The sequence below is a fragment of the Actinomadura litoris genome, assembly GCF_009733595.1.
GTDB lineage: Bacteria > Actinomycetota > Actinomycetes > Streptosporangiales > Streptosporangiaceae > Spirillospora > Spirillospora litoris.
The window spans coordinates 67,931-88,677 of sequence record NZ_WOFH01000010.1; the positions used below are offsets into that span (position 1 = coordinate 67,931).

Below are 20,747 nucleotides of genomic sequence, written 5' to 3' on the forward strand. Positions count from 1 at the left end.
AAGCGCGGGCGCAGGATCCGGCGACCCGGCACAGGCGGCGACCCGTCCGGGAGTCCGGAGTCCGGACGGGCGCCGACCTCTCATTTACGGATCGTTCCGTTTCGTTTATGCTCGGAGCATGAACCGAGGCCGCCCACGTTCGGAGCACGTCGACGAGGCCGTCGCCGCGGCCGTCCGCGAGCTGCTCGTCGAGCACGGCTACCAGGGCCTCAGCATCGACAGGGTCGCGGCGCGGGCCGGGGTCGGCAAGGCGGGCATCTACCGCCGCTGGCGGTCCAAGGCGGAGATGGTCTTCGCCGTCGTCGTGCACGGGGAGCGGCCGGTCCCGCCCGCCGACACCGGCACGCTGCGCGGCGACCTGGCCGCGCTCGCCCGGCACGTCGCCGCGCTGCTGTCCGCGCCGCACGCGCGGCTCGCCATGCCGGGCCTGGTGGCCGAGCTCGCCGCCGACCCGGCGCTGTCGGAGCGGTTCGCGGCCGGGTTCGTCGACCGCGAGCGGGACGTCCTCGGCGAGATCCTCGACCGCGCCGCCGGGCGCGGCGAGATCGCGTCCCCGGCGTCCGAGCACGTCGGCTTCGCCCACGTGCTGATCCTCGGGCCCGTCTTCGCCCACCTGTTCCTGGGCGGCGGGGACATGCCGTCCGACCTCACCGACCGCCTGGCGGGGGCGCTGGTCGCCGCGCTGGGCGCCAAGGAGTGACACCATGAAGACCGAACGAGCGGAGGGCACCGCGCTCGACGCGATCCTGCCCGCCCCCGACTTCCGTTCCCGCTACACCCGGCACATCGACGCCGACCCGGCGACGGTCTGGGACACGATGCTGACGCTCTCCGCCGAGGAGCTGCCCGTCTCGCGGAACCTCATGAGGCTGCGGTCGGCGGGACGCACCCGGCTGAAGGGCCCGCTCCTGGAGTCGTTCCCGACCCCCACCCTCCTCGTCGACGAGGGCACCGAGCTGGTCAAGGGCAAGATCGCCAAGTTCTGGCGGGTCCAGCCAGAGCTGGCCCCGGTCGAGCCCGGCGACGCCGGGGAGTTCACCGCCTTCACCGCGCCCGGCTGGGCGAAGGTCGCGCTGTCGCTGCGCGTGGACCCCGAGGGCGCGGGCTCCCTGCTGTCCTTCGAGACCCGCGTGCGCGGCACCGACGCGTTCGCGCGCCGCGCGTTCTCCCCGTACTGGGCGCTGATCCGCGCGGGCGGCGCCGGTTTCGTCCGGCTGGAGATCCTCGGCACGATAGCCCGCCGCGCCGAACGCGCCGCGGGCCGACCCGCGGCCTGACCTAGCCGCCCGCGAGGGCGGGCTGGCAGCGGGGGCACCAGTACGTCGACCGGACGCCCACGTCGGACGTCTGGCCGGCGCGCCGGACCGGGGTGCCGCAGCGGCGGCAGGGCCGCCCGGTCCGGCCGTACACCCAGTGCTCCCGGCCGCGCCGCCGGTCGCCGGTCGTGATGTGGCCGTGCCGCTCCTTGTTGGCGTCCAGCAGCCGGTGCGCGAGGTCGACCATCGCCTGCGGGTCGGGGACGGCGGCGACCGGCGTCCAGGGGTGGACGCCGCTCAGGAACAGGATCTCGGCCTTGTAGACGTTGCCGATCCCGGCGAGCACGGTCTGGTCGAGCAGCGCCTCGCCGATCTCCCGGTCCGGCCGCTCCCCGAGCCGCCGCACCGCGGCCGCCGCGGCCTCCGCGCCCCAGTCGGGCGCGAGCAGGTCGGGGCCGAGGTGCCCGACCGCCTCGTCCTCCCCGGCGGTGCGCAGCAGCTCCACCAGGCCGAGGGAGTAGCCGAGCGCCTGCCACTCGGCGTTCCCGAGCACGAGCCGGATCCGGTGGTCGCGGGGCAGCGGCCCCGCGCGCCGGATCTGCCAGCGGCCCTCCATCATCAGGTGCGTGTGGACGGTCAGCCCGCCCCCGACCCGCACCAGGAGGTGCTTGCCGCGCGAGCGCGCCTCATGGACCTCGCGTCCGCGCAGGTCGGCGGTGGCGTACCGGGGAACGCGGAAGTCCGACAGCGTAAGAGGCCGCCCGGCGAGCGCCTCGTGCAGGCGCCGGGCGGCCAGCCAGACGGTGTCGCCTTCCGGCATGGAACCTCGGTGGGTCGTCGGAGGATCAGATGAAGGACGGGCTCTCCCAGGCCGACGGGTCCTCGGTGAGCTTGCGGACGGGCGGCGGCAGCTCGCCCGCGGCGATGTGCCCGAGCGAGACCGATTCGAGGATGGAGCGCTCGCTGGCGCGCAGGGCGATCCACACGTCCTGGAGCGAACGCGCGGGCCCCTCGTACCCGACGTGCTCGGGGCGCTCGCCCCGCACGCCGAGCAGCGGCCCGTCGATCGCGCGGATGATGTCGGCGAGCGAGATCTGTTCGGCCGGCCTCGCCAGCCAGTAGCCGCCCTCGGGGCCGCGCTGGCTCCGGACGAGGCCGGATCTGCGCAACTGACCGAGGATGTTCTCAAGGAATTTGGGTGGAATTTGCTGGGCCTCCGCGAGTTGGACGGCGGTCACCGGATGGCTTCCGGCGATCGCCAACTCGGCGGCTGCACGCAGCGCGTAGTCGACCCGGGCGGACAATCGCATGGTCTTAGTATCCCTTGCCGATCGGACTGGTTCGTCTTACCCCACCCGTCGTCACCTCGGGAGAGGGCCATGACGCGCCCACCGGAACCGGGCTCTCGTCCGGCGGGCACGCCACGGCGGTCACGCGACGCTCGCGCGACCCGCGCGGCCGCCGCGGGGTTCGAACGCGACCGCCGCGCGGCTCACACGACCGTCATACCATCGTCACGCGGCGTCACGGAACCGTCACGCCGCGGTCGTCAGGCCCAGCAGTTCGGCGGCCGCCTGGGCGTTGGCGGCGGCGGCTCCGTAGGTGGCGAGGTACACCGCGGATCCGGGCCGCCACACGGGCAGGCCCATCTCCACGACGACCGTGTCCGGACGCGCCGTCAGGAGCGCGGTCGTGAGCGCCCGCTGGCCCGCGTGGCGGTGCGCGTCGCGCAGCACGACGACCAGTCCGCGTCCCGTGGCACGTTCCAGGACACGGTCTGCCTCCCCTTCGGCCCCATCGGCCTGCACGGCGTCGGGAGCCCACGGGTTGAGCCCCCACGGGGTCGGGCCGACCGCGATGTTCCCGGTCGCCTCAAGCTCCACCACGAGCGGCGCGGCGCTCCAGCCCGGCAGCGATCCCGACACGCGGATGGCGCGGCGGGCGGCCTCCAGGCCGGCGGCGCGGTCGACCACGGCGGGGCTGTGCCCGGCCAGCCACTGCTTCAGACGGCCCGTGCGGCCCGCCGAGGCCGCGAGGCGCTCCTCGGTCAGCCGCCCGGCCCGCACCGCCGCGACGATCGCCTCAAGCGTGGCGGTGAGGGTCTCGGCGTGCTCGTTCGGGCCGAGGCACAGCAGGTCGGCGCCCGCGATCAGCGCCCGGACCGACGCCTCGGGGATGCCGATCTCGCCGCTGGCGCCCTCCATGTCGAGCGCGTCGGTGACGATCACGCCCTGGTAGCCGAGCCGCTCGCGCAGCAGGCCGGTGATCGCGGCGCCGGACAGGGTCGCCGGCACGCCGCGGGTGATGGCGGGCAGGTTGAGGTGCCCGGTCATCACCGCGCGGGTGCCGGCCTCGATCGCCGCGCGGAACGGGACCAGCTCGCGGCGGTCCAGCAGCTCCAGGTCGGCGTCGACGAGCGGGACGGACAGGTGGCTGTCCTCCACGGTGGCGCCGTGGCCCGGGAAGTGCTTCGCGCACGCCGCCACGCCCGCCTCCTGCGTGCCCGTCACGGCCGCGGCGGCGTGCCGGGCGACGAGCTCGGGGTCGGGCCCGAACGAGCGGGTGCCGATCACGGGGTTGTCGTCGGCGGTGTTGACGTCCACCGAGGGCGCGAAGTTGAGGTTGACCCCCACCTCGGCCAGCTCGGCGCCGAGCGAGCGGTAGACGCGCCGGGTCAGCTCCGGGTCGTCCACCGCGCCGAGGGCGGCGTTGCCCGGGTAGGGGCTGCCGGTGGCGTGGCCGCCGAGCCGGGTGACGTCGCCGCCCTCCTCGTCGATGGTCACGAACGGGTCGCCGGCCTTGCGCATCTGCATGGTCAGGGCGGCGAGGGACTCCGGGCTCGGCACGTTGCCGGTCAGCGCGAACAGCGTCACGCCGCCGAGGCCGGCCTCCAGCGCGTCCAGCACCCAGCGGGGCGCGGTCGGGCCGGGGAAGGAGGGGAGCAGCGTGCCGCGGGCGAGCCGGGCGAGGTCGTCGGTGTTCACCCCTTCACCGCCCCTGCGGTGAGGCCGGAGACCATGCGGCGCTGGACGAGGAGGAAGAACGCGATGACGGGAATGGTGAGCAGCGTGGACGCTGCCATGATGGGCCCCCAGGCGTTGCCGCTGCGGCCGAAGAAGAACTGCAGCATGATCGGCAGGGTGTACTTGTCCTGGTCTTCCAGGAAGGTGTAGGCGAAGATGAACTCGTTCCAGGCGGTGATGAAGGAGAAGATGCTGGTCGCGACCAGGCCGGGCGCGACGAGCGGGAGCATGACCTTGAAGAACGTCCGGACGGGGCCGGCGCCGTCGATCGCGGCGGCCTCCTCCAGCTCGCGCGGCACCGCGGCGACGAAGCCGCGCAGCATCCAGATCGCGAACGGGACGGCGAAGCCGATGTAGACGACCGCGAGGCCGGGCAGCGTGTTGAGCATGTCGGCCTTCTTGAGGTCCAGGAACAGCGGGATGACCAGGGCCTCCAGCGGAACCATCTGGACCACCAGCAGCATGACCAGGAACGTCGTCCGGAACCGGAAGCGGAACCGGGCGACGGCGGTCGCCGCCAGCAGGGCGAACAGGCTCGACACCACGACGGTGACGAGGGCGAGCACGGCGCTGTTGCGGAAGTACTCCCAGAAGGAGACCTCCGCGATGCCGCCGTTCAGCACGAGGTCGAAGTGGGCCAGCGTCGGGTGCGACGGGAACGGCTTCGGCGTCGTGCTGAAGATCTCGGTGTTGGGCTTGAACGCGGTGGAGACCATCCAGAAGACGGGGAACACCGCGAAAACGAAGACGAGCAGGCCGGTCCCGTTCAGGGCGGCCCGCCGGAGCAGGGAGCGCTTCATCTGGTCTCCCCCTGACGCACCATGACCCGGACGTACAGGGCCGTGACGACGAGCAGGATCATCGTCAGCACGAGCGCGATCGCCGAACCCATGCCGAGCTTCGGATTGAGCGAGCCGAACGCCTCGCTGTAGGCGTACAGCGACAGGTTGAACGCGTCGCGGTTCGCCATCCCGGACATCACGAACAGCTGGGTGAACACCTTGAAGTCCCAGATGATCGACATGACCAGCAGCACGAGGAAGATCGGCTTGAGCATCGGGTAGGTGATGCTCCAGAACGTCCGCCAGGGGCCCGACCCGTCCACGCGCGCGGCCTCGTACAGCTCGCTCGGCACGCTCTTGAGGCCGGCGAGGACGGAGACGGCGACGAACGGGCACGCCTGCCACACCACGCACACGGTCAGCACGGTGTAGGTGGACAGGGGCTTGGCGAACCAGTTGTAGTCGAGCCAGCCGCTCCCGACGAGGAAGTCGGGCAGCAGGTCGAGGGTCCAGTTGACCACGCCGCCGGTGGTGCCGAACAGCCAGGTGAAGATGATGGCCGCGGTGACCGGCGGGGTCGCCCAGGCGACCATCACGCCGCCGGCGACGAAGTTCGACATCTTGGTGCCGAGCTTGTTGAGCAGCAGCCCGATCAGCGTGCCCACCACCATCGTGAGGCTCACCGCGACGACGGCGAACAGCACGGTGTGCCGGAGGGTCTGCCAGAAGAACGGGTCGTCGAAGATCGTTTTGAAGTTCTCGGTGCCCACCGACTCGGCCGGCTCGCCGCGCAACTGGCGGTTGCCGACCTTCTGGAAGGACATGATCCCGATCTGGACCATGGGCCAGAACATCAGGAGTGCGATCACGATCACGGTGGGCGCGATCAGCAGATAGGGCCCGAAACGGGGCCTGCGTAGGGAGCGCGCCCGGCCGGGGGATCTCCGGCCGGGCGTCCTCTTTACCGCGGGAGCGGTGTCGAGCATGCGCGGTTCCGATCAGCGGGGACGGGCGGGTGGCGTTGCCGGGCCCCGGCCGCCCGGCGTCGGTGCGCGCGGGCGGCCGGGGCGTGCCGGTCCTACTGGTTGAGCAGCGCGTTCGCCTGCTCGTTGGCCTTCTTCAACTCGGCGTCCGCGGCCTTGCCCTGCATGATCGCCTTCATCGCGTTCGGCAGCACCTTCTTGGCCTGCTCGAACTCGCCCCAGCCGGAGCTGATCGGGGTGAACTTGGTGTTACCGGCGATCTCGGTGAAGATCGCCAGCTTCGGGTCGGAGAACTTCACGTCCGAGCGCATGGACGAGAAGCCGCTGTAGTCGGCCCACGCGGCCGCGTTCTTGGCGTTGTTCAGGACCGTGATGTAGTCGAACGCCGCGTCCTTGGCCTTGCTGTCCTTCCAGACGGCGAGGTCGGAGCCGCCCGCCATGACCGGGGCGTTGCCGCCGGCCTTGCTCGGGATCGGGAACACCGCCCACTTGTCGGCGTCCTTGGAGGAGATCTTCTTCATCTCCTTCAGAGACCAGCTGCCGTCGATGTACATGCCGAGCTTGCCGAGGGCGAAGTCGCGCTGCGGGCCCTCAAGCTCGTTCTTGCCGATGTACTTCTCGGGGGCGACCTTCTCCTTGGTCACGAGCCCGGTGTAGTAGTTCACCGCCTCGACGGCCTGCGGCTGGTCGAGCTTGCCGGCCCACTTGCCGCCGTCCTTGGTGGCCACCTCGCCGCCGTTGCCCCAGATGAAGCTGACGAGCGCGTTGGTCTGGTCGCTGGGCACGCCGATGCCGGGGACCTTCTTGGCGTCCTGCAGCTTCTTGGCGGCCGCGGACAGCTCGGTCCAGTTCTTCGGAGGCTGGATGTTCAGCTCCTTGAACCAGTCCGTCCGGTACCAGATGGCGCGGACGCCGCCGTACCACGGCACCGCGTAGGTCTTGCCGCCCGACTGGTCGTTGCCGAGCGCCGTCTTGTTGAGGGTCTTGCCGTCGGCCCAGCCGGAGTACTTGTCGCTGATGTCGGCGAGGCTGCCCTGCTCGATGTGAGACTGGACGTCGGTGTTGCCCAGCTCGGTGACGTCCGGTCCCTCGCCGCCCGCCGCGGCCTTCTGGAAGGTGGTGGCTACCTGCGGCCACGGCACGTACTTGATCTGGACGTCGGTGCCCGGGTGCTTCTGCTTGAACTCGGTCTCGACCGTGTCGAGGAACTTGGTCTGCTCGGGCGTGCCCTCGCCCATCATCCAGACCTTGAGCTGCGCCGGGTCCTTGCCGCCCGATCCGGACTTGTCATCCTTGTCGTCCCCGCCGCAGGCCGCGGCGGCCAGGGCGATCGCGGCCACCGTGGCCGCAACCTTGATGTACTTCACTGGGAATCCTTTCCGGCATCGCCTCGCGCGGCCTTGGTGGCCTGCGGTGCGAGTGGAACACGGCCCGACCCTTTAGGGTCCAGCCATGCCCCGCTCGACGTCGCATCGCGCGCGGGCGCCCTGCTCGCCAGTCGGCGCTCTGCGCGCGCCCCCCGCCCGGGGTACGGAACCGGTTGGCGCTTGGGCGTAAACTAACAAGAAACTTTCCTAAACAAAACCGCTCGTTAGCGGATTGAGACATCGAGGGGTGCCAGGATGGTCAGACGGCCGGGAACACCGCGGCTGCTGCGTGAGCTGAACGACCGCGCGGCACTGGACCTGCTCGTCGAGCAGGGACCGCTGACCCGCGCCCAGATCGGCGAGCACACCGGGCTGTCCAAGGTCACCGCCTCCCAACTGCTGTCCAGGCTCGAAGACCGAGGGCTCGTCGAGGTCGTCGGGGAGCAGGCCGGAGGCCGCGGCCCGAACGCCGCCCTGTACGCCGTCGTGCCGTCGTCGGCCTATGTGGCGGGCCTCGAAGTGGGGCCGGACGGCGTCACCGCGGGCGTCGCCGACGTCACCGGCTGCATCGTCGCCCAGGTTACCGTCGATCCGAACGGCGCCGACGAACCCGTGAAGACGGTGCACAGCGCCGTCGTCAAGGCGTGCCGCTCGGCCCGGGTGGCGCTGTCGCGGCTGAGCGCCTTCGTGATCGGCACCCCCGGCGTGGTCGACCCGCGGTCGGGCGACGTCCAGTTCTCCTTCGACCTTCCGGCCTGGCACGAGGGCGTCCTTGAGGCATTGCGGACCGACCTGCGCCGCCCGGTGACGATCGAGAACGACGTCAACCTCGCGGCGATCGCCGAGCGCGCCTACGGCGCCGCCCGCTCCGCCGACGACTTCGCGCTGATGTGGTTCGACCGCGGCATCGGCCTGTCGGTCATGCTGGGCGGACGCCTGCACCGGGGCCGCTCGGGCGGCGCGGGCGAGATCGGCTACCTGCCCGTCCCCGGCGCGCCGCTGCCGCTCGGCGCGGCCAGACGCGGCCAGGAGGACGAGGGCGAGGGCGTCACCGAGTCGACCACGTGGGGCATCCCGACCCTCGCGGGCGGTTACGGCTCCCTCGTCGGCGCGGACGCGGTCCGCGCCCTCGCCCACGCGCACGGCATCGGCGAGCCCACGGCGGTCGACTGCGTCCGCGCGGCGGCGGCCGACGAGACGCGCGGCGGTGTCTTCCTGGACGAGCTGGCCAACCGCATCTCCTACGGCGTGACCTCGGTCAACATCGTTCTCGACCCGGGCCTGGTCGTCCTGTCGGGGCACCTCGGACGCGCCGGTGGCGTGCCGCTGGCGACCCGGATCGAGCGGGCCGTGGGCCGCATCAGCCCGACCCGCCCCTCGGTCGTCGTGACGGAGGTGGAGGGCAACCCGGTCCTGCGCGGCGCCCTGCACGCGGCTCTGGACCAGGCCCGCGACGAGGTGTTCTCCGCCGAGAAGAGCTGAAGGACCCGGCCCGGAACGGCCGAGCCGACGAGGCGGACGCGTCCCCACCCGGCCGAGCCGAGACGGCCGAGTCGGAACAGGTTCGGCCAGGGGCGGCCGAGATAGTGCGACGAGGGCCCCCACCACCCGGTGGGGGCCCTCGCGTTGTTCACGGAGCTCACTTGACCGTGAGACTCATCTATCGGGACGTGCATTGGTTCGGGACGCGGCGCACAGGCCGAGAGTGTCGGTCGAGAGTCGGCCCCGCGTCTGGTCCAGAGGTGCCTCAGGTGAGACGTGTCGTGCCGGGACGCGCCGGTCGCCTGCCGTGACGGGCGCTACTTCGCCGAAGGCGCGTCCGCGCTGTCGTGATCATGGCGCCGCGGGTCGTTCAACGCGCGGTCGATGACCGTCTGGCTGATGATCTGGCGCTTGCGCCGCTGAGCGGCGGCCCACCGTGCCGTAGGTGTCATGCCGAAACCCCGTTCCGCGGCGGCACTTTCCCCTTGGCCACCGCAACCCCGTATGCCTACATGCTCTCAAACCGGAGCCCCCAGGGGTATCCGTCTTGGGGATGAATCCGAGGTCAGACCTCATGGGGAGACCCCTGGACGGGGCCTACGCCCTGTGCTCGGGACGGTGTCGCTGCGATCATGGGAACCGTGGGTCCCCGGCCGCCCGTTGGGGACCGTGACCGACGAGACCGAGGGGATGCCATGGCGCTGCGTGATCGGCTGCGGCGCCTCGTCCAGAAGCCGGGGAGCGTCGACCTGGCGCCGTTCCGCGCGATCGTGGACGAGGCGGGGGCGCGCGAGGAGCGCGTCCGGGAGCTGGACGAGGCGTCCCTGACCGCCGCCGCCGCGGCCCTGCGTGCCGGAGACGGCCCCGTCGAGGCCGATGACCTGGCGGAACTGTGCGCGGTGGGCCGCGAGGCCGCCCGCCGCGCGCTCGGGGAGCGGCCGTTCGACGTCCAGCTCGTCGGGACGCTCGCGCTGCTGTCCGGCCATGTCGCGGAGATGGCGACCGGCGAGGGCAAGACCCTCGCGGGCGCGCTGGCCGCCGCCGGTTACGCGCTGCGAGGCCGCCGGGTGCACGTGATGTCGGTCAACGACTACCTCGCGCGGCGCGACGCCGAGTGGATGGGACCGCTCTACCGGTCGCTCGGCGTGTCGGTGGCCTGGGTCGGCCAGGCGTCCACTCCCGGACAGCGCCGCGAGGCCTACCGGGCGGACGTCACCTACGCGCCCGTCAGCGAGATCGGCTTCGACCTCCTCCGCGACCGCCTGGTCACCGACCCGGCCGACCTCGTGCTGACCGAGCCGTCCGTCGCGCTGGTCGACGAGGCGGACTCGGTCCTGGTGGACGAGGCGATGGTGCCGCTCGTCCTCGCCGGGGCCTCCGAGCTGGACGCGGCCGACCCGCGCTACGCCGACCTCGTCCGGCGGCTGCGGCCCGGCCTGCACTACGCCACCGACGAGGAGGCCCGCAACGTGCAGCTCACCCCGGCGGGCACCCGCGAGGTGGAGCGCGCCCTCGGCGTCGACCTCTACGCCGCCGAGCACCTCGCCGTCCTCACGGCCGTGAACGTCGCCCTGCACGCGGAAGTCCTCCTGCACCGCGACGTGGACTACATCGTCCGGGACGGCGCGGTGAAGCTGGTCAGCGAGTCGCGGGGCCGGGTGGCGCTGCTGCAGCGCTGGCCGGACGGCCTCCAGGCGGCGGTCGAGGCGAAGGAGGAGCTGGAGGCGTCCCCGAGCGGGGAGATCCTCGACTCGATCACCGTCCAGGAGCTGGTCGGCCGGTACCCCGTCCGCTGCGGGATGACCGGCACCGCGATGGCGGTCGCCGGTCAGCTCACCGAGTTCTACTCGCTGCGGATCGCGGTCGTGCCGCCGAACCGCCCCTGCGTCCGCGACGACGAGCCCGACCGCCTCTACGCGACCTCCGCCGACAAGGAGGTCGCGATCGTCGAGGCGATCTCCGAGGCGCACGCGTCCGGGCGGCCGGTCCTGGTCGGGACGGGCGACGTCGCCGAGTCCGAGCGCCTCGCGCGCCGCCTCACCCGCGCCGGCCTCGACCCCGTCGTCCTCAACGCCAAGAACGACGCGGAGGAGGCCGCGATCATCGCCGACGCCGGCGGGTACGGCGCGGTCACCGTCTCCACGCAGATGGCGGGGCGCGGCACCGACATCCGCCTCGGCGGCAGCCCGCCCTCCGCCGCCCCCGGCACCGCGCCCGCGAGCACCGACGGCTCCGACCACGACCGCGTCGCCGCCGCGGGCGGCCTCCTGGTGGTCGGCACCGGCCGCTACCACAGCAGCCGCCTGGACGACCAGCTCCGGGGCCGCGCCGGCCGCCAGGGCGACCCCGGCGGCTCGGTGTTCTTCACCAGCCTCCAGGACGACCTCGTGACCCGCTACGCGCCCGACGAGGACGTCCGCGCGTCCTCCGGCGCCGACGGCCGCGTCGACGACAAGGGCGCCCACTGGATCGTCGGGCACGCCCAGCGCATCGCCGAGGGCGTCGACCTGGAGATCCACCGCAACACCTGGCGCTACAACCACCTGGTCGGGCTCCAGCGCCGCGAGCTCCTCGCCGAACGCGAGGACGTCCTGCGCGGCGACCGCGCCGACCGGATGCTCGCCGCCGAACGCCCCGAGCGCCATGCCGAACTCACCGGCACCGCGGGCGCCCCGGCGGTCGCGGAGGCAGCGCGGCAGATCGTCCTGTACGAGCTCGACCGCTGCTGGGCCGAGCACCTGGCGATCCTCGCCGACCTGCGCGAGGGCATCCACCTGCGCTCACTCGGCCGCGGCCTGGACCCGCTGGTCGAGTTCCACAACGAGGCCGTCCCCGCGGGCAAACGCCTCCTCCCCGAGGCGAAACGGCGCTCGGTCGCGGCGTTCGAGGCCCTCACCGCCTCCGAGGACGGCATCGACCTGGACGCCGCCGACCTCAAACGCCCCTCCGCCACCTGGACCTACCTCGTCCACGACAACCCCTTCGGCTCCCTGGACGAACGCGCTTTCCGCGGCCTGGTGTCCATGTTCAAACGCCGCCGCTGACCAAAGCCCCGACACCTCACCCATCGCACGAGCCCCCGGACCCCACTCCGGCCTCCTACCGGCACGGCCATGAACGAACGCCGCCGTTGGCCGGGCACACGACGGCGCGCTTGCACGATCACAGTCGGCGTGCGAGCCGCGGGCGCTGGTCTGGGCTTGTATGAGCTTGGCAGGGGCGACCGCGATCGAACGCCGCCGTGACCGGATATGCCGTGGCGCGCCTTCACGATCGCGTTCAGCGTGCGAGCCACCGGACAGTGGTGCGGGCTCGCTCGGGCGCGGCCGTGGTCGAATGCCGCCGTTGGCCGGGCATGCGATGGCGCTTGCACGATCGCGGTCGGCGTGCGAGCCGCCGGGCACTGGTTGGGCTCGTTCAGGCGCGGCCATGATCGAACGCCGCCGTGACCGGATATGCGGTGGCGCCTTCACGATCGCGTTCAGGGTGCGAGCCCCCGGGCACTGGTGCGGGCTCGCTCGGGCGCGGCGGTGGTCGAACGCTGCCGTTGGCCGGGCACGCGATGGCGCGCTTGCACGATCGCGGTCGGCGTGCGAGCTGCGGGCGCTGGTGTGGGTGCGGCCGGGGTGGCCATGGGCGCGTTCATGATCGAATGTCGCCGGTCACCGCTCGGTGGGCATGATCGCGGGGTGCTCGGCGCCGAAGTTATGAACGGAGGCGGAGGCCGCGGGGGGTCGGGTGGAAGCCTGCGGATTCCAGGGCGGCGGCCAGGGGGGAGGTGCCGATCGACTCGCCGTCGGCGCGTTCCACGGTCAGTTTGCCCAGGGCGCCCTCGCGGACGGCCAGGGCCAGCGCGTCGACCGCGGGTTGCAGGACGGCGGGGTCGTCGTCCCAGGTCAGCAGGGTGCGGCCGCCGCGTTCGACGTACAGGACGAGGTGGCCCTCCACCAGGACGACGAGCGCGCCCGCCTTGCGGCCGGGCTTGTGGCCGCTGGCGACCTCGTCGGCGCGGGCGGGCCAGGGCAGGGCCGCGCCGTAGGGGTTGGCGGGGTCGGCGGCGGCGAGCACGAGGGCGCGCTGGCGCGGCGCCTCCCGCGGCGTCTCCCACTGGGAGGCGAGGTCGCCCGGGGGAGCGGCGGACGAGCGGAAGGCCCGCAGCCGGTCGACGGCTCCCGGGAGCGCGAACTGGGCGGCGCCCAGGCCCTCGACGAAGTACCCCCGCCGGCATCGCCCGCTCTCCTCGAACGCGCGCAGGACGGGATAGACGGCGGAGAACCCGCCGGGCGTGTGCTCGGCGGCCACGGCGCCGCGGATCACGATGCCGTACCGCTCCAGCAGCGCCTCCGCGCGGGCGTGCGAGCGGGGGGTCGGGTTGGTCTCGCGCCGGGGGAGCGGCCACCAGCGCCCGGCCACCGTGGGCGGGCCTGTCCTGGACGGCATGACGGGACGTCCGCGACGTGTCGTCCTGGACCGGTGCGTCGGACGCCCCGAGCCGAGCGCCGAGCGGAGCGGGGCCAGGGTGTCGTTGGTGAGGTGACCCGCCCAGACGAGGTCCCACACGGCGGTGACGAGGTCGGCGTCGGTGGTCGCCTGCTCGGTGCCGCGGCGCTGGTTCACCCGGTCGGAGAGCATGCGGAAGAACAGGGCGCCGCCGTCGCCCAGCGCGTCCAGGACGGCGTCGTGCACGGGCGTGCGGGTGATCTCGGTCGGCTCCGGCATCAGCAGCGGCGCGGTGTCGGCCAGATACAGCGCGACCCATCCGTCCCCGCCCGGGAGCGCGCCCTGCCCCGCCCAGACCACCTCGCCCGCGGACGTCAGCTCGTCCAGCATGGCGGGCGTGTAGCCGGGCACCCGGGACGGCAGGACCAGCGACTCCAGCGCGGACGCGGGCACGGCCGCGCCCTGGAGCTGCTCGATCGCCTGGACGAGCGCGTCGATGCCGCGCAGCCGCGTGCCGCCCGCGATGCCGTGCCAGGCGGGCAGGAAGCGGCCGAGCGACTCCGGCGGGGACGGCTCGACCTCGGCGCGCAACCGGGCCAGGGAGCGGCGGCGCAGCGTCCGCAGCACGCCGGTGTCGCACCACTCGCTGGTCAGCGGGCCCGACACCGTCTCGACGGGCAGGAACTCGCCCTCGACGACGCGTCCGGCACCGGCCAGCCGCCGCAGCGTCTCGACGACCACGGCCGTGCCCAGCCCGAACAGCTCCGCCGGGCCGGACGGACGGAACGGCCCGTGCGTGCGCGCGTAGCGGGAGACCAGGTCGCCGAGCGGGTCGTCGACGGGTTCGAGGAACGCCTCGGGGATCCCGACCGGCAGCGGCGCGCCGAGCGCGTCGCGCAGCCGCGCCGCGTCCTCGATCGCGGCCCACCGCTCCAGGCCGCCCACCCGGACGCGGATCGCCCGCCGCGCCCCCTCCAGCTCCACCAGCCAGCGCCCGGCCTCCTGGCCGGCGGTGACGCGGGCGGCGACCTCGGCGGTCGTGAGGGGGCCGAGGGCGCGCAGCAGGTCGGCGACGCCCTCCACGTCGCGGGCGCGGCGGTCCTGGGCGAGGCGTTGCAGCTCGCGTTCGGTGTCGGTGACGGCCTCGGGGTCGAGGAGTTCGCGCAGGTCGGCCTGGCCGAGCAGTTCGGCCAGCAGCGCCGAGTCGAGTGTGAGCGCCTGGGCGCGGCGTTCGGCGAGGGGGGAGTCGCCCTCGTACATGAACGCGCCGATGTAGTCGAACAGCAGGGAACGCGCGTAGGGGGACGGCTCGGGCGTCTCCACCTCGACCAGGCGGACCTTGCGTCCGGACATGTCGCGCATCAACCGCACCAGGCCCGGGACGTCGAACACGTCCTGGAGGCACTCGCGCATCGTCTCCAGGACGATCGGGAACGAGGGGTACCTGCTCGCGACCGCCAGCAGCTGCGCGGCGCGCTGGCGCTGCTGCCACAGCGGCATGCGCTTGTCGGGACGGCGCCGGGGCAGCAGCAGCGACCGTGCCGCGCACTCGCGGAACCGGGCCGCGAACAGCGCCGACCCGCCCAGCTCGTCCACCACGAGGCGCTCGATGTCGTCGGGGTCGAAGACGGCGGTGTCGAGCCCGGGCGGCTCGTCGGTGTCGGGGATGCGGATGACGATGCCGTCGTCGGCGTGCATGGCCTGCGCGTCGCCGTACCGCTCGCGCAGGCGGCCCGCGATGGCGAGCGCCCAGGGGGCGTGCACGCGCGCGCCCAGCGGCGAGTGGACGATCATGCGCCAGTCGCCGAGCTCGTCGCGGAACCGCTCGACGACCATCGTCCGGTCGTCGGGGACGTGCCCGGTGGCCTCGCGCTGCTCGCCCAGGTAGGAGACGAGGTTCCCGGCGGCCCAGTCGTCCAGCCCGGCGGCGGTGACGCGTTCGCGCGCCGCCTCCGGCGCGAGCCCGGCCAGCTCGCGGGTGAACTCGCCCAGGGCGCGCCCCAGCTCGGCGGGGCGCCCGAGCTGGTCGCCGTGCCAGAACGGGAGCTTGCCCGGCTGGCCCGGCGCGGGCGACACCAGGACCCGGTCGGGCGTGATGTCCTCGATCCGCCAGGAGCTGGCGCCGAGCACGAACACGTCGCCGACGCGCGACTCGTAGACCATCTCCTCGTCGAGCTCACCGACCCGGGAGGACTTCTCGCCGACCAGGAACACGCCGAACAGCCCGCGGTCGGGGATGGTGCCGCCGCTGGTCACCGCCAGGCGCTGCGCCCCCGGGCGGTCGCGCAGGACGCCGGTGACGCGGTCCCAGACGAGGCGGGGGCGCAGCTCGCCGAACTCGTCGCTCGGGTAGCGCCCGGCGAGCATGTCCAGGGTCGCCTCCAGAGCCGAACGGGGGAGCGTGGCGTAGGGGGCGGCGCGTTTGACGAGGGTCTCCAGGTCGTCGACGGTCCACTCGTCCATGGAGACCATCGCGACGATCTGCTGCGCCAGGACGTCCAGCGGGTTGCGCGGGTACCGCAGCTCCTCGATGCCGCCGGTGCGCATGCGCTCCGACACCACCGTCGTCTGCACGAGGTCGCCCCGGTACTTGGGGAAGATGACCCCCTTGGACACCGCCCCGACCTGGTGGCCCGCGCGACCCACCCGCTGGAGGCCGCTCGCGACCGACGGCGGCGACTCCACCTGGACGACCAGGTCGACCGCGCCCATGTCGATGCCCAGCTCCAGGCTGGAGGTCGCCACGACGGCCGGGAGGCGGCCCTCCTTCAGCGCGTTCTCGATGACGGCCCGCTCCTCCTTGGACACCGAGCCGTGGTGCGCGCGGGCGATCTCCACGGGCGCGTCGGCGGGCCTCCCCCTGGACGCGCCCGCCTGCGCCATCGTCGCGGCGGGGGAGTGGTCCTCCGGGAGGACCTCGCCGGTCGCGCGCTCGTAGGCGAGTTCGTTGAGCCGCCCGCACAGGCGTTCGGCCAACCGGCGCGAGTTGGCGAACACCAGCGTGGAGCGGTGCGACTCGATCAGGTCGAGCAGCCGGTGCTCCACGTGCGGCCAGATGCTGCGCTGGCGCGGGTCGGCCGTCCCGGCGTCGTCGACGAACTGCCCCAGCTCGCCCATGTCCTCCACGGGGACGACGATGTCGAGGTCGAAGACCTTGTCGGAGGGCGGCTGGACGACCGACGCGGGCCGCGCGCCGCCGAGGAACGCCGCCACCTCGTCGGTCGGGCGCACCGTCGCCGACAGGCCCACGCGCTGCGCGGGGCGCTCCAGGAGCGCGTCGAGCCGTTCGAGGGAGAGCGCCAGATGCGCGCCCCGCTTGGTGCCCGCCACGGCGTGCACCTCGTCCACGATCACCGTCTCCACGCCGCGCAGCGACTCGCGCGCCCGCGAGGTGAGGATCAGGAACAGCGACTCCGGGGTGGTGATGAGGATGTCGGGCGGCTTGACCGCCAGCCTGCGGCGCTCGTCGGCCGGGGTGTCGCCCGACCGCATGCCGACCCGCACGTCCGGCTCGGGCAGGCCGAGGCGCCGCGCGGCCTGCCGGATGCCGGTCAGCGGGGCGCGCAGGTTGCGCTCGACGTCCACGGCGAGGGCCTTGAGCGGCGAGACGTACAGGACGCGGCAGCGCTTCAGCGGGTCGGGCGGCTCCGCGCCCCCACCCGCCTCCCCGCCTACCGTGAGGCGGTCGAGCGACCACAGGAACGCCGCGAGGGTCTTGCCGGAGCCGGTCGGCGCGACGACCAGCGTGTCGTCGCCGCTCGCGATCGACTCCCACGCCCCGGCCTGGGCGGCGGTCGGCGCGGCGAACGCCCCGGCGAACCACGCGCGGGTCGCCGGGGAGAAGCGTTCGAGCACGTCACCCCTCATGCCGACCATCCTGCCTCGCGGGTCCGACAGAACGCGCCGCCGTGGCCCGCGTCACATCGAAGCAAGCGTTTGCCCGGTCGTCGCGACGGGCCTCGTGTCCTCCGGCGTCGGATAGCGTGAGCGGGTGCGGCTCACAGTTTTCTGGGATCGAATGAACCAGCAGTTCGGGGAGCGCTACGCCGAGAGCGTGGCCAAGGACTACGTCATCGCCCAACTCGGCGGCCGCACCATCGAGCAGGCCCTCGCCGACGGGGAGCCCGCCAAGAAGGTGTGGCAGGCCGTGGTCGCCACCTTCGACGTCCCCTCCACGCTGCACTGACCGGGGTCCCGCACGCGCGGGCCGGCGCGCCTCAGTAGACCGCGACCGCGGTGACGAAGCCGATCATCAGGTTGGCCACCGCCAGCAGGATCGCGGCGGGCTCCAGCCGGTCCTCGGCGTCGTCGGCCAGCCTGCGGATGCTGATCCCCACCAGCCGGTCGAAGACCACCGTGGCGACCGTCTGCGCGATGATGCCGACGCCGCCGAACACCAGCGTCCTGGTCAGGCCCTCCGCGAGGTCGCCGCCGGACGCGTAGATCGACACCCCGACGATCAGGCCGACGCCGACCGTCGCCGCGCAGGCGAGCAGCGTCGCGTTGGGGTTGCGGTGCTCGCGGATCACCGTGATCAGGCGGCCTGGGGTGGCCAGGTCGGTCATGTAGAAGCCGACGATGAACAGCACCAGGCCGACCCCGGCGTAGGCGAGGAGCGCCCCGGTCCCGTCCAGCAGGATCTGGCCGAGGCTGTCGTCGTTCGCCGCCAAGGTTGTCATGGTTCTCCTTAGAAGGTGGGGGCCGGGGTCTACGGCGAGGCTCTGAACGCGTGGGCCATGGGCCTTACAGGGGAATGCGGTGCGGGACGAAGGAGGACGTGTCGTCGGTGATGAGCCCGGCCGTCTCGCGGATGCCGATCCCCGCCGACTCGTCCTCCACGACCCAGGCGCCGATCACCGGGTGCTCGCCGTCGAAGTCGGGGAGCGCGCAGAACTCCTGGAAGACGAACCCCTCCGCGCCGTAGGCGCCCTCGGTGCGCTGCTCACCGCCGTCCGGGGTGACGATGCGCATGCTCGCCCCCTCCCGTCCCAGCAGGGGCTTCTGCACGTACGAGGTGAGGCTCCCGGGCGTGTTCAGGTAGGTGGGGAGCAGGTTGGGGTGCCCGGGGAACAGCTCCCAGAGCAGGACGAGCAGCGCCTTGTTCGACAGCACCATCTTCCAGATCGGCTCGATCCACGAGGTGGGCGCGCCGGGGACGTTGCGTCCGAACGGCTCGGCGACGATCCACTCCCAGGGGTAGAGCTTGCAGAGGGTGCGGATCTCCTTCTCGTCCATGTCGACGAACCGCTCGCGGGCGGAGTCCCAGCCGATGTCCTCCATGGCGATCGCCATGCCGGGCAGGCCCGCCTCCTCGGCGGTCTCCTGCATGTAGGCGATCGTCATGACCTCCTCACCGGTCTCGTCGCCGTTCGTCCAAGCGAAGTGCACCGGCCCGTCGGCGACCCTGGGGAGGATCTCCTTCCAGCGCGCCACCAGGCGCTCGTGCAGGGAGTTCCACTGGTCGTCGCCGGGGTAGACGTCCTGGAGCCAGTACCACTGGACGACCGAGCTCTCCACCAGGGCTGTCGGCGTGTCGGCGTTGTACTCCAGGAGCTTGGCCGGGCCGGCGCCGTCGTAGCGCAGGTCGAACCGGCCGTACAGGTGCGGGTCCCCGCGCCGCCACGACTCCTCGATCAGCGGCGCGACCCACTCCGGTATGCCGAGGACGTGGTACCGCCCGGTGGTGACGACGTGCTCCACCACCTGCATGCACATCCGGTGCAGTTCCTCGACGACCTCTTCGAGCGCGAGCACCTCGTCCATGTCGAAGACGTAGTGGACGGACTCGTCCCAGTAGGGCCTCGGCAGATGTTCTGGATGCGCGGTCTTGTGGAAGGCGAGCCCTTGCGACTCGACCTTCTCGGCCCAGCCGTCGCGGGGCGTCGAACGTGTACGGCGCACCGGTTCAGCTCCCGCTCCGGCCGCTGCCGCCGAACCCGCCCCGGCTCAGCGTACGCCCGCTGCTCGACTTGACCTTGCCCTTGCTGGACCGGAAGGAGGTTCCGCCCGACACGTACCCCCTGGAGTCACGGCTGCCGCCGTAGTACCAGAAGTACCGGTTGTACGACGAGTCGTATCCCCGGTCGATGTCGCCGGGGTCGCAGTAGACGTCCGAGACCACCTTGTAGCCGCCCTTGGTCTTCCCGACCGCCGGGGCGTTCCGGTCCACGCAGTACGCGGTGGTCGACTTGGAACCGCAGGCGACCAGGGCCAGCGACAGCGCGCCCAGCATCCCGACCTTCACGGCACGGGAGCTGAGCCGGCGGGTGGGTTCCTGTGGGGGCAAGAGGAACACGTCCTTCGGATCGAGGGTCGAGCATCCAGAAGGTTCCGGACGGCGCGGTCGAACGCCCCCGCGCAGAAGGAATCCGACATGCGAGGCCACAGCCTAGGGGCGGTGCACATGGGACGGAAGTGACTCGTGTTCCGGTTCCGTCACATCGCGGACGCGATCGATTCCGGGTGGAGCCCGCCGGGGTGTCAGTCCGGAACGGGCAGGTGCGCGTACAGGTCCATCGCGTCCACGGTCGAGGGGAGATCGCTGACCTGCCCGTCCCCGACCTCCACCACCCGCCACTCGCCGTCGGTGCGGCGGGCGAGGTCGGTGGTGATGAACCGGCAGCCGAGGGCCCGGACTGCGGGCGCGACGGCGTCCAGCGCCGGGTCGGGCTCCACGTCGGGGCTGTCGGGGTGCGGCCCGATGAGCGCGGGCTCCCCGTCCACCCACCACACCCGCGCCTCGCCCTCGCCGTCATAGGGCTCGTACTCCCGCACCACGAGGCCGCCCGCGAGATGGTCGTCCTGCAGGGCGACCATCTTGGCGGCGATGCCGTGCAGCTGGACGAGGTTCTTCACGTCCGGCACGAAGCACGCCTCTTCCCACTCGTGCTTGCGCGACTTCACATAGTCCTTGACCACGCCGGGCCCGCCGTTCAGCGGACGCACCAGCTCGCCCAGCTCGTTCAGGTCTCCCGGATCCTGGCCCGGTGCCAGGGGGCGCCACACGCTGTGCGGGGTCAGACCCGCGAACGTGTCGTGCCAGCCCGGCAGCTCGTGCGCGCGCCTGTAGTCGTCCGGATGGGTCAGCAGCACCGTCCCGCGCTGTTTCAGGAGGGCGGCCACCGCGGCGTACTCGTCGCCCGTGAGCATCCAGCCCCGGTACCAGAGCGCGCCCAGGTCCGACGGCACCGCCCGCGCGGCCCCTTCCACGTCCCCGCGGCGCAGTGCCTCGTGGTCGAGCAGGGCGATCTCGCCGTAGTGGTCCCGCACGGCCGCCGCCTCGCGGGAGAAGTGCGGGTCAACGCGCCGTGGATGGAGCGGGTCGACGCAGAAGAGGACGGTCAGCGTCATGATGGAACCCTCCGTGGACGGCGCCAGCGTACGGGGTCCGGACCACCGTACGCACGGAGATTCC

The 20,747-nt window shown here is 72.7% G+C and carries 16 protein-coding genes; 5 read left to right on the forward strand and 11 right to left on the reverse strand.

From position 1 onward, the window contains the following. Window positions 1-118 precede the first annotated feature (118 nt). Complete coding sequence (locus GNZ18_RS26315; RefSeq protein ID WP_156219241.1) at window positions 119-700, forward strand: TetR/AcrR family transcriptional regulator; 582 nt, start codon at window positions 119-121, stop codon at window positions 698-700. 4 nt (window positions 701-704) lie between these two features. Next, complete coding sequence (locus GNZ18_RS26320) at window positions 705-1,277, forward strand: hypothetical protein (RefSeq protein WP_156219242.1); 573 nt, start codon at window positions 705-707, stop codon at window positions 1,275-1,277. A 1-nt stretch (window position 1,278) separates the two neighbouring features. On the opposite strand, the gene GNZ18_RS26325 is transcribed toward GNZ18_RS26320, so the two are convergent. The 6 genes from GNZ18_RS26325 to GNZ18_RS26350 all read right to left on the reverse strand — a co-directional run bounded on the left by GNZ18_RS26325 (window position 1,279) and on the right by GNZ18_RS26350 (window position 7,411). Beyond that, the gene (locus GNZ18_RS26325; protein ID WP_156219243.1) at window positions 1,279-2,076 is read right to left on the reverse strand and encodes a DNA-formamidopyrimidine glycosylase family protein; all 798 of its coding nucleotides are present in this window, start codon (window positions 2,074-2,076) and stop codon (window positions 1,279-1,281) included. A 25-nt stretch (window positions 2,077-2,101) separates the two neighbouring features. Next, a complete protein-coding gene (locus GNZ18_RS26330) occupies window positions 2,102-2,566 on the reverse strand; it encodes an RrF2 family transcriptional regulator (protein WP_156219244.1) in 465 nt (154 codons plus the stop codon). A gap of 225 nt (window positions 2,567-2,791) precedes the next feature. After that, window positions 2,792-4,240, reverse strand: a complete 1,449-nt coding sequence (locus tag GNZ18_RS26335) for a glycoside hydrolase family 3 protein (protein ID WP_214617562.1) — start codon at window positions 4,238-4,240, stop codon at window positions 2,792-2,794. Beyond that, window positions 4,237-5,079, reverse strand: coding sequence for a carbohydrate ABC transporter permease (locus GNZ18_RS26340; RefSeq protein WP_173390889.1), 843 nt, complete (start codon window positions 5,077-5,079; stop codon window positions 4,237-4,239). Before GNZ18_RS26340 ends, GNZ18_RS26335 begins: the two co-directional genes overlap by 4 nt. After that, window positions 5,076-6,047, reverse strand: coding sequence for a carbohydrate ABC transporter permease (locus tag GNZ18_RS26345; RefSeq protein WP_156219246.1), 972 nt, complete (start codon window positions 6,045-6,047; stop codon window positions 5,076-5,078). Before GNZ18_RS26345 ends, GNZ18_RS26340 begins: the two co-directional genes overlap by 4 nt. A 92-nt stretch (window positions 6,048-6,139) precedes the next feature. Next, window positions 6,140-7,411, reverse strand: a complete 1,272-nt coding sequence (locus GNZ18_RS26350) for an extracellular solute-binding protein (RefSeq protein ID WP_214617564.1) — start codon at window positions 7,409-7,411, stop codon at window positions 6,140-6,142. 255 nt (window positions 7,412-7,666) lie between these two features. On the opposite strand from GNZ18_RS26350, the gene GNZ18_RS26355 reads away from it, so the two are divergent. Both GNZ18_RS26355 and secA2 read left to right on the forward strand, forming a co-directional pair. After that, the gene (locus GNZ18_RS26355; protein ID WP_156219247.1) at window positions 7,667-8,893 is read left to right on the forward strand and encodes an ROK family transcriptional regulator; all 1,227 of its coding nucleotides are present in this window, start codon (window positions 7,667-7,669) and stop codon (window positions 8,891-8,893) included. A gap of 695 nt (window positions 8,894-9,588) precedes the next feature. Beyond that, on the forward strand, window positions 9,589-11,937 hold the full coding sequence (gene secA2 / locus GNZ18_RS26360; RefSeq protein WP_156219248.1) for an accessory Sec system translocase SecA2: 2,349 nt from the start codon (window positions 9,589-9,591) through the stop codon (window positions 11,935-11,937). Between the two features lie 661 nt (window positions 11,938-12,598). Here the strand turns inward: secA2 and GNZ18_RS26365 are convergent. Then, window positions 12,599-17,200 (reverse strand): ATP-dependent helicase, encoded by a 4,602-nt coding sequence (locus GNZ18_RS26365; protein ID WP_156219249.1) that lies wholly within the window; start codon window positions 17,198-17,200, stop codon window positions 12,599-12,601. A 124-nt stretch (window positions 17,201-17,324) separates the two neighbouring features. Here GNZ18_RS26365 and GNZ18_RS26370 point away from each other — a divergent pair, with 124 nt between their 5' ends. Then, the gene (locus GNZ18_RS26370; RefSeq protein ID WP_214617576.1) at window positions 17,325-17,519 is read left to right on the forward strand and encodes a DUF3046 domain-containing protein; all 195 of its coding nucleotides are present in this window, start codon (window positions 17,325-17,327) and stop codon (window positions 17,517-17,519) included. A 31-nt stretch (window positions 17,520-17,550) separates the two neighbouring features. Here GNZ18_RS26370 and GNZ18_RS26375 read toward each other — a convergent pair whose 3' ends face one another. The 4 genes from GNZ18_RS26375 to GNZ18_RS26390 form a co-directional block, all read right to left on the reverse strand. After that, window positions 17,551-18,012, reverse strand: coding sequence for a DUF350 domain-containing protein (locus GNZ18_RS26375; protein ID WP_156219250.1), 462 nt, complete (start codon window positions 18,010-18,012; stop codon window positions 17,551-17,553). A 64-nt stretch (window positions 18,013-18,076) separates the two neighbouring features. Then, window positions 18,077-19,234 carry a glutathionylspermidine synthase family protein gene (locus tag GNZ18_RS26380; protein ID WP_312874748.1) on the reverse strand — a complete coding sequence of 386 codons (1,158 nt, stop codon included), beginning with the start codon at window positions 19,232-19,234 and terminating at the stop codon, window positions 18,077-18,079. Window positions 19,235-19,238: 4 nt separating this feature from the next. Next, on the reverse strand, window positions 19,239-19,619 hold the full coding sequence (locus GNZ18_RS26385) for a hypothetical protein (protein ID WP_156219251.1): 381 nt from the start codon (window positions 19,617-19,619) through the stop codon (window positions 19,239-19,241). A 194-nt stretch (window positions 19,620-19,813) separates the two neighbouring features. Continuing rightward, a complete protein-coding gene (locus tag GNZ18_RS26390) occupies window positions 19,814-20,683 on the reverse strand; it encodes an ATP-grasp domain-containing protein (RefSeq protein ID WP_156219252.1) in 870 nt (289 codons plus the stop codon). Window positions 20,684-20,747: the final 64 nt, after the last annotated feature.

What these genes read in the sequence shown, in the direction of transcription:
- GNZ18_RS26315 (WP_156219241.1), top strand. Translation starts at nt 119, where the DNA reads ATGAACCGAGGCCGCCCACGTTCGGAGCACGTCGACGAGGCCGTCGCC.
- GNZ18_RS26320 (WP_156219242.1), top strand. Translation starts at nt 705, where the DNA reads ATGAAGACCGAACGAGCGGAGGGCACCGCGCTCGACGCGATCCTGCCC.
- GNZ18_RS26325 (WP_156219243.1), bottom strand. Translation starts at nt 2,076, where the DNA reads ATGCCGGAAGGCGACACCGTCTGGCTGGCCGCCCGGCGCCTGCACGAG.
- GNZ18_RS26330 (WP_156219244.1), bottom strand. Translation starts at nt 2,566, where the DNA reads ATGCGATTGTCCGCCCGGGTCGACTACGCGCTGCGTGCAGCCGCCGAG.
- GNZ18_RS26340 (WP_173390889.1), bottom strand. Translation starts at nt 5,079, where the DNA reads ATGAAGCGCTCCCTGCTCCGGCGGGCCGCCCTGAACGGGACCGGCCTG.
- GNZ18_RS26345 (WP_156219246.1), bottom strand. Translation starts at nt 6,047, where the DNA reads ATGCTCGACACCGCTCCCGCGGTAAAGAGGACGCCCGGCCGGAGATCC.
- GNZ18_RS26355 (WP_156219247.1), top strand. Translation starts at nt 7,667, where the DNA reads ATGGTCAGACGGCCGGGAACACCGCGGCTGCTGCGTGAGCTGAACGAC.
- secA2 (WP_156219248.1), top strand. Translation starts at nt 9,589, where the DNA reads ATGGCGCTGCGTGATCGGCTGCGGCGCCTCGTCCAGAAGCCGGGGAGC.
- GNZ18_RS26365 (WP_156219249.1), bottom strand. Translation starts at nt 17,200, where the DNA reads ATGAGGGGTGACGTGCTCGAACGCTTCTCCCCGGCGACCCGCGCGTGG.
- GNZ18_RS26375 (WP_156219250.1), bottom strand. Translation starts at nt 18,012, where the DNA reads ATGACAACCTTGGCGGCGAACGACGACAGCCTCGGCCAGATCCTGCTG.
- GNZ18_RS26390 (WP_156219252.1), bottom strand. Translation starts at nt 20,683, where the DNA reads ATGACGCTGACCGTCCTCTTCTGCGTCGACCCGCTCCATCCACGGCGC.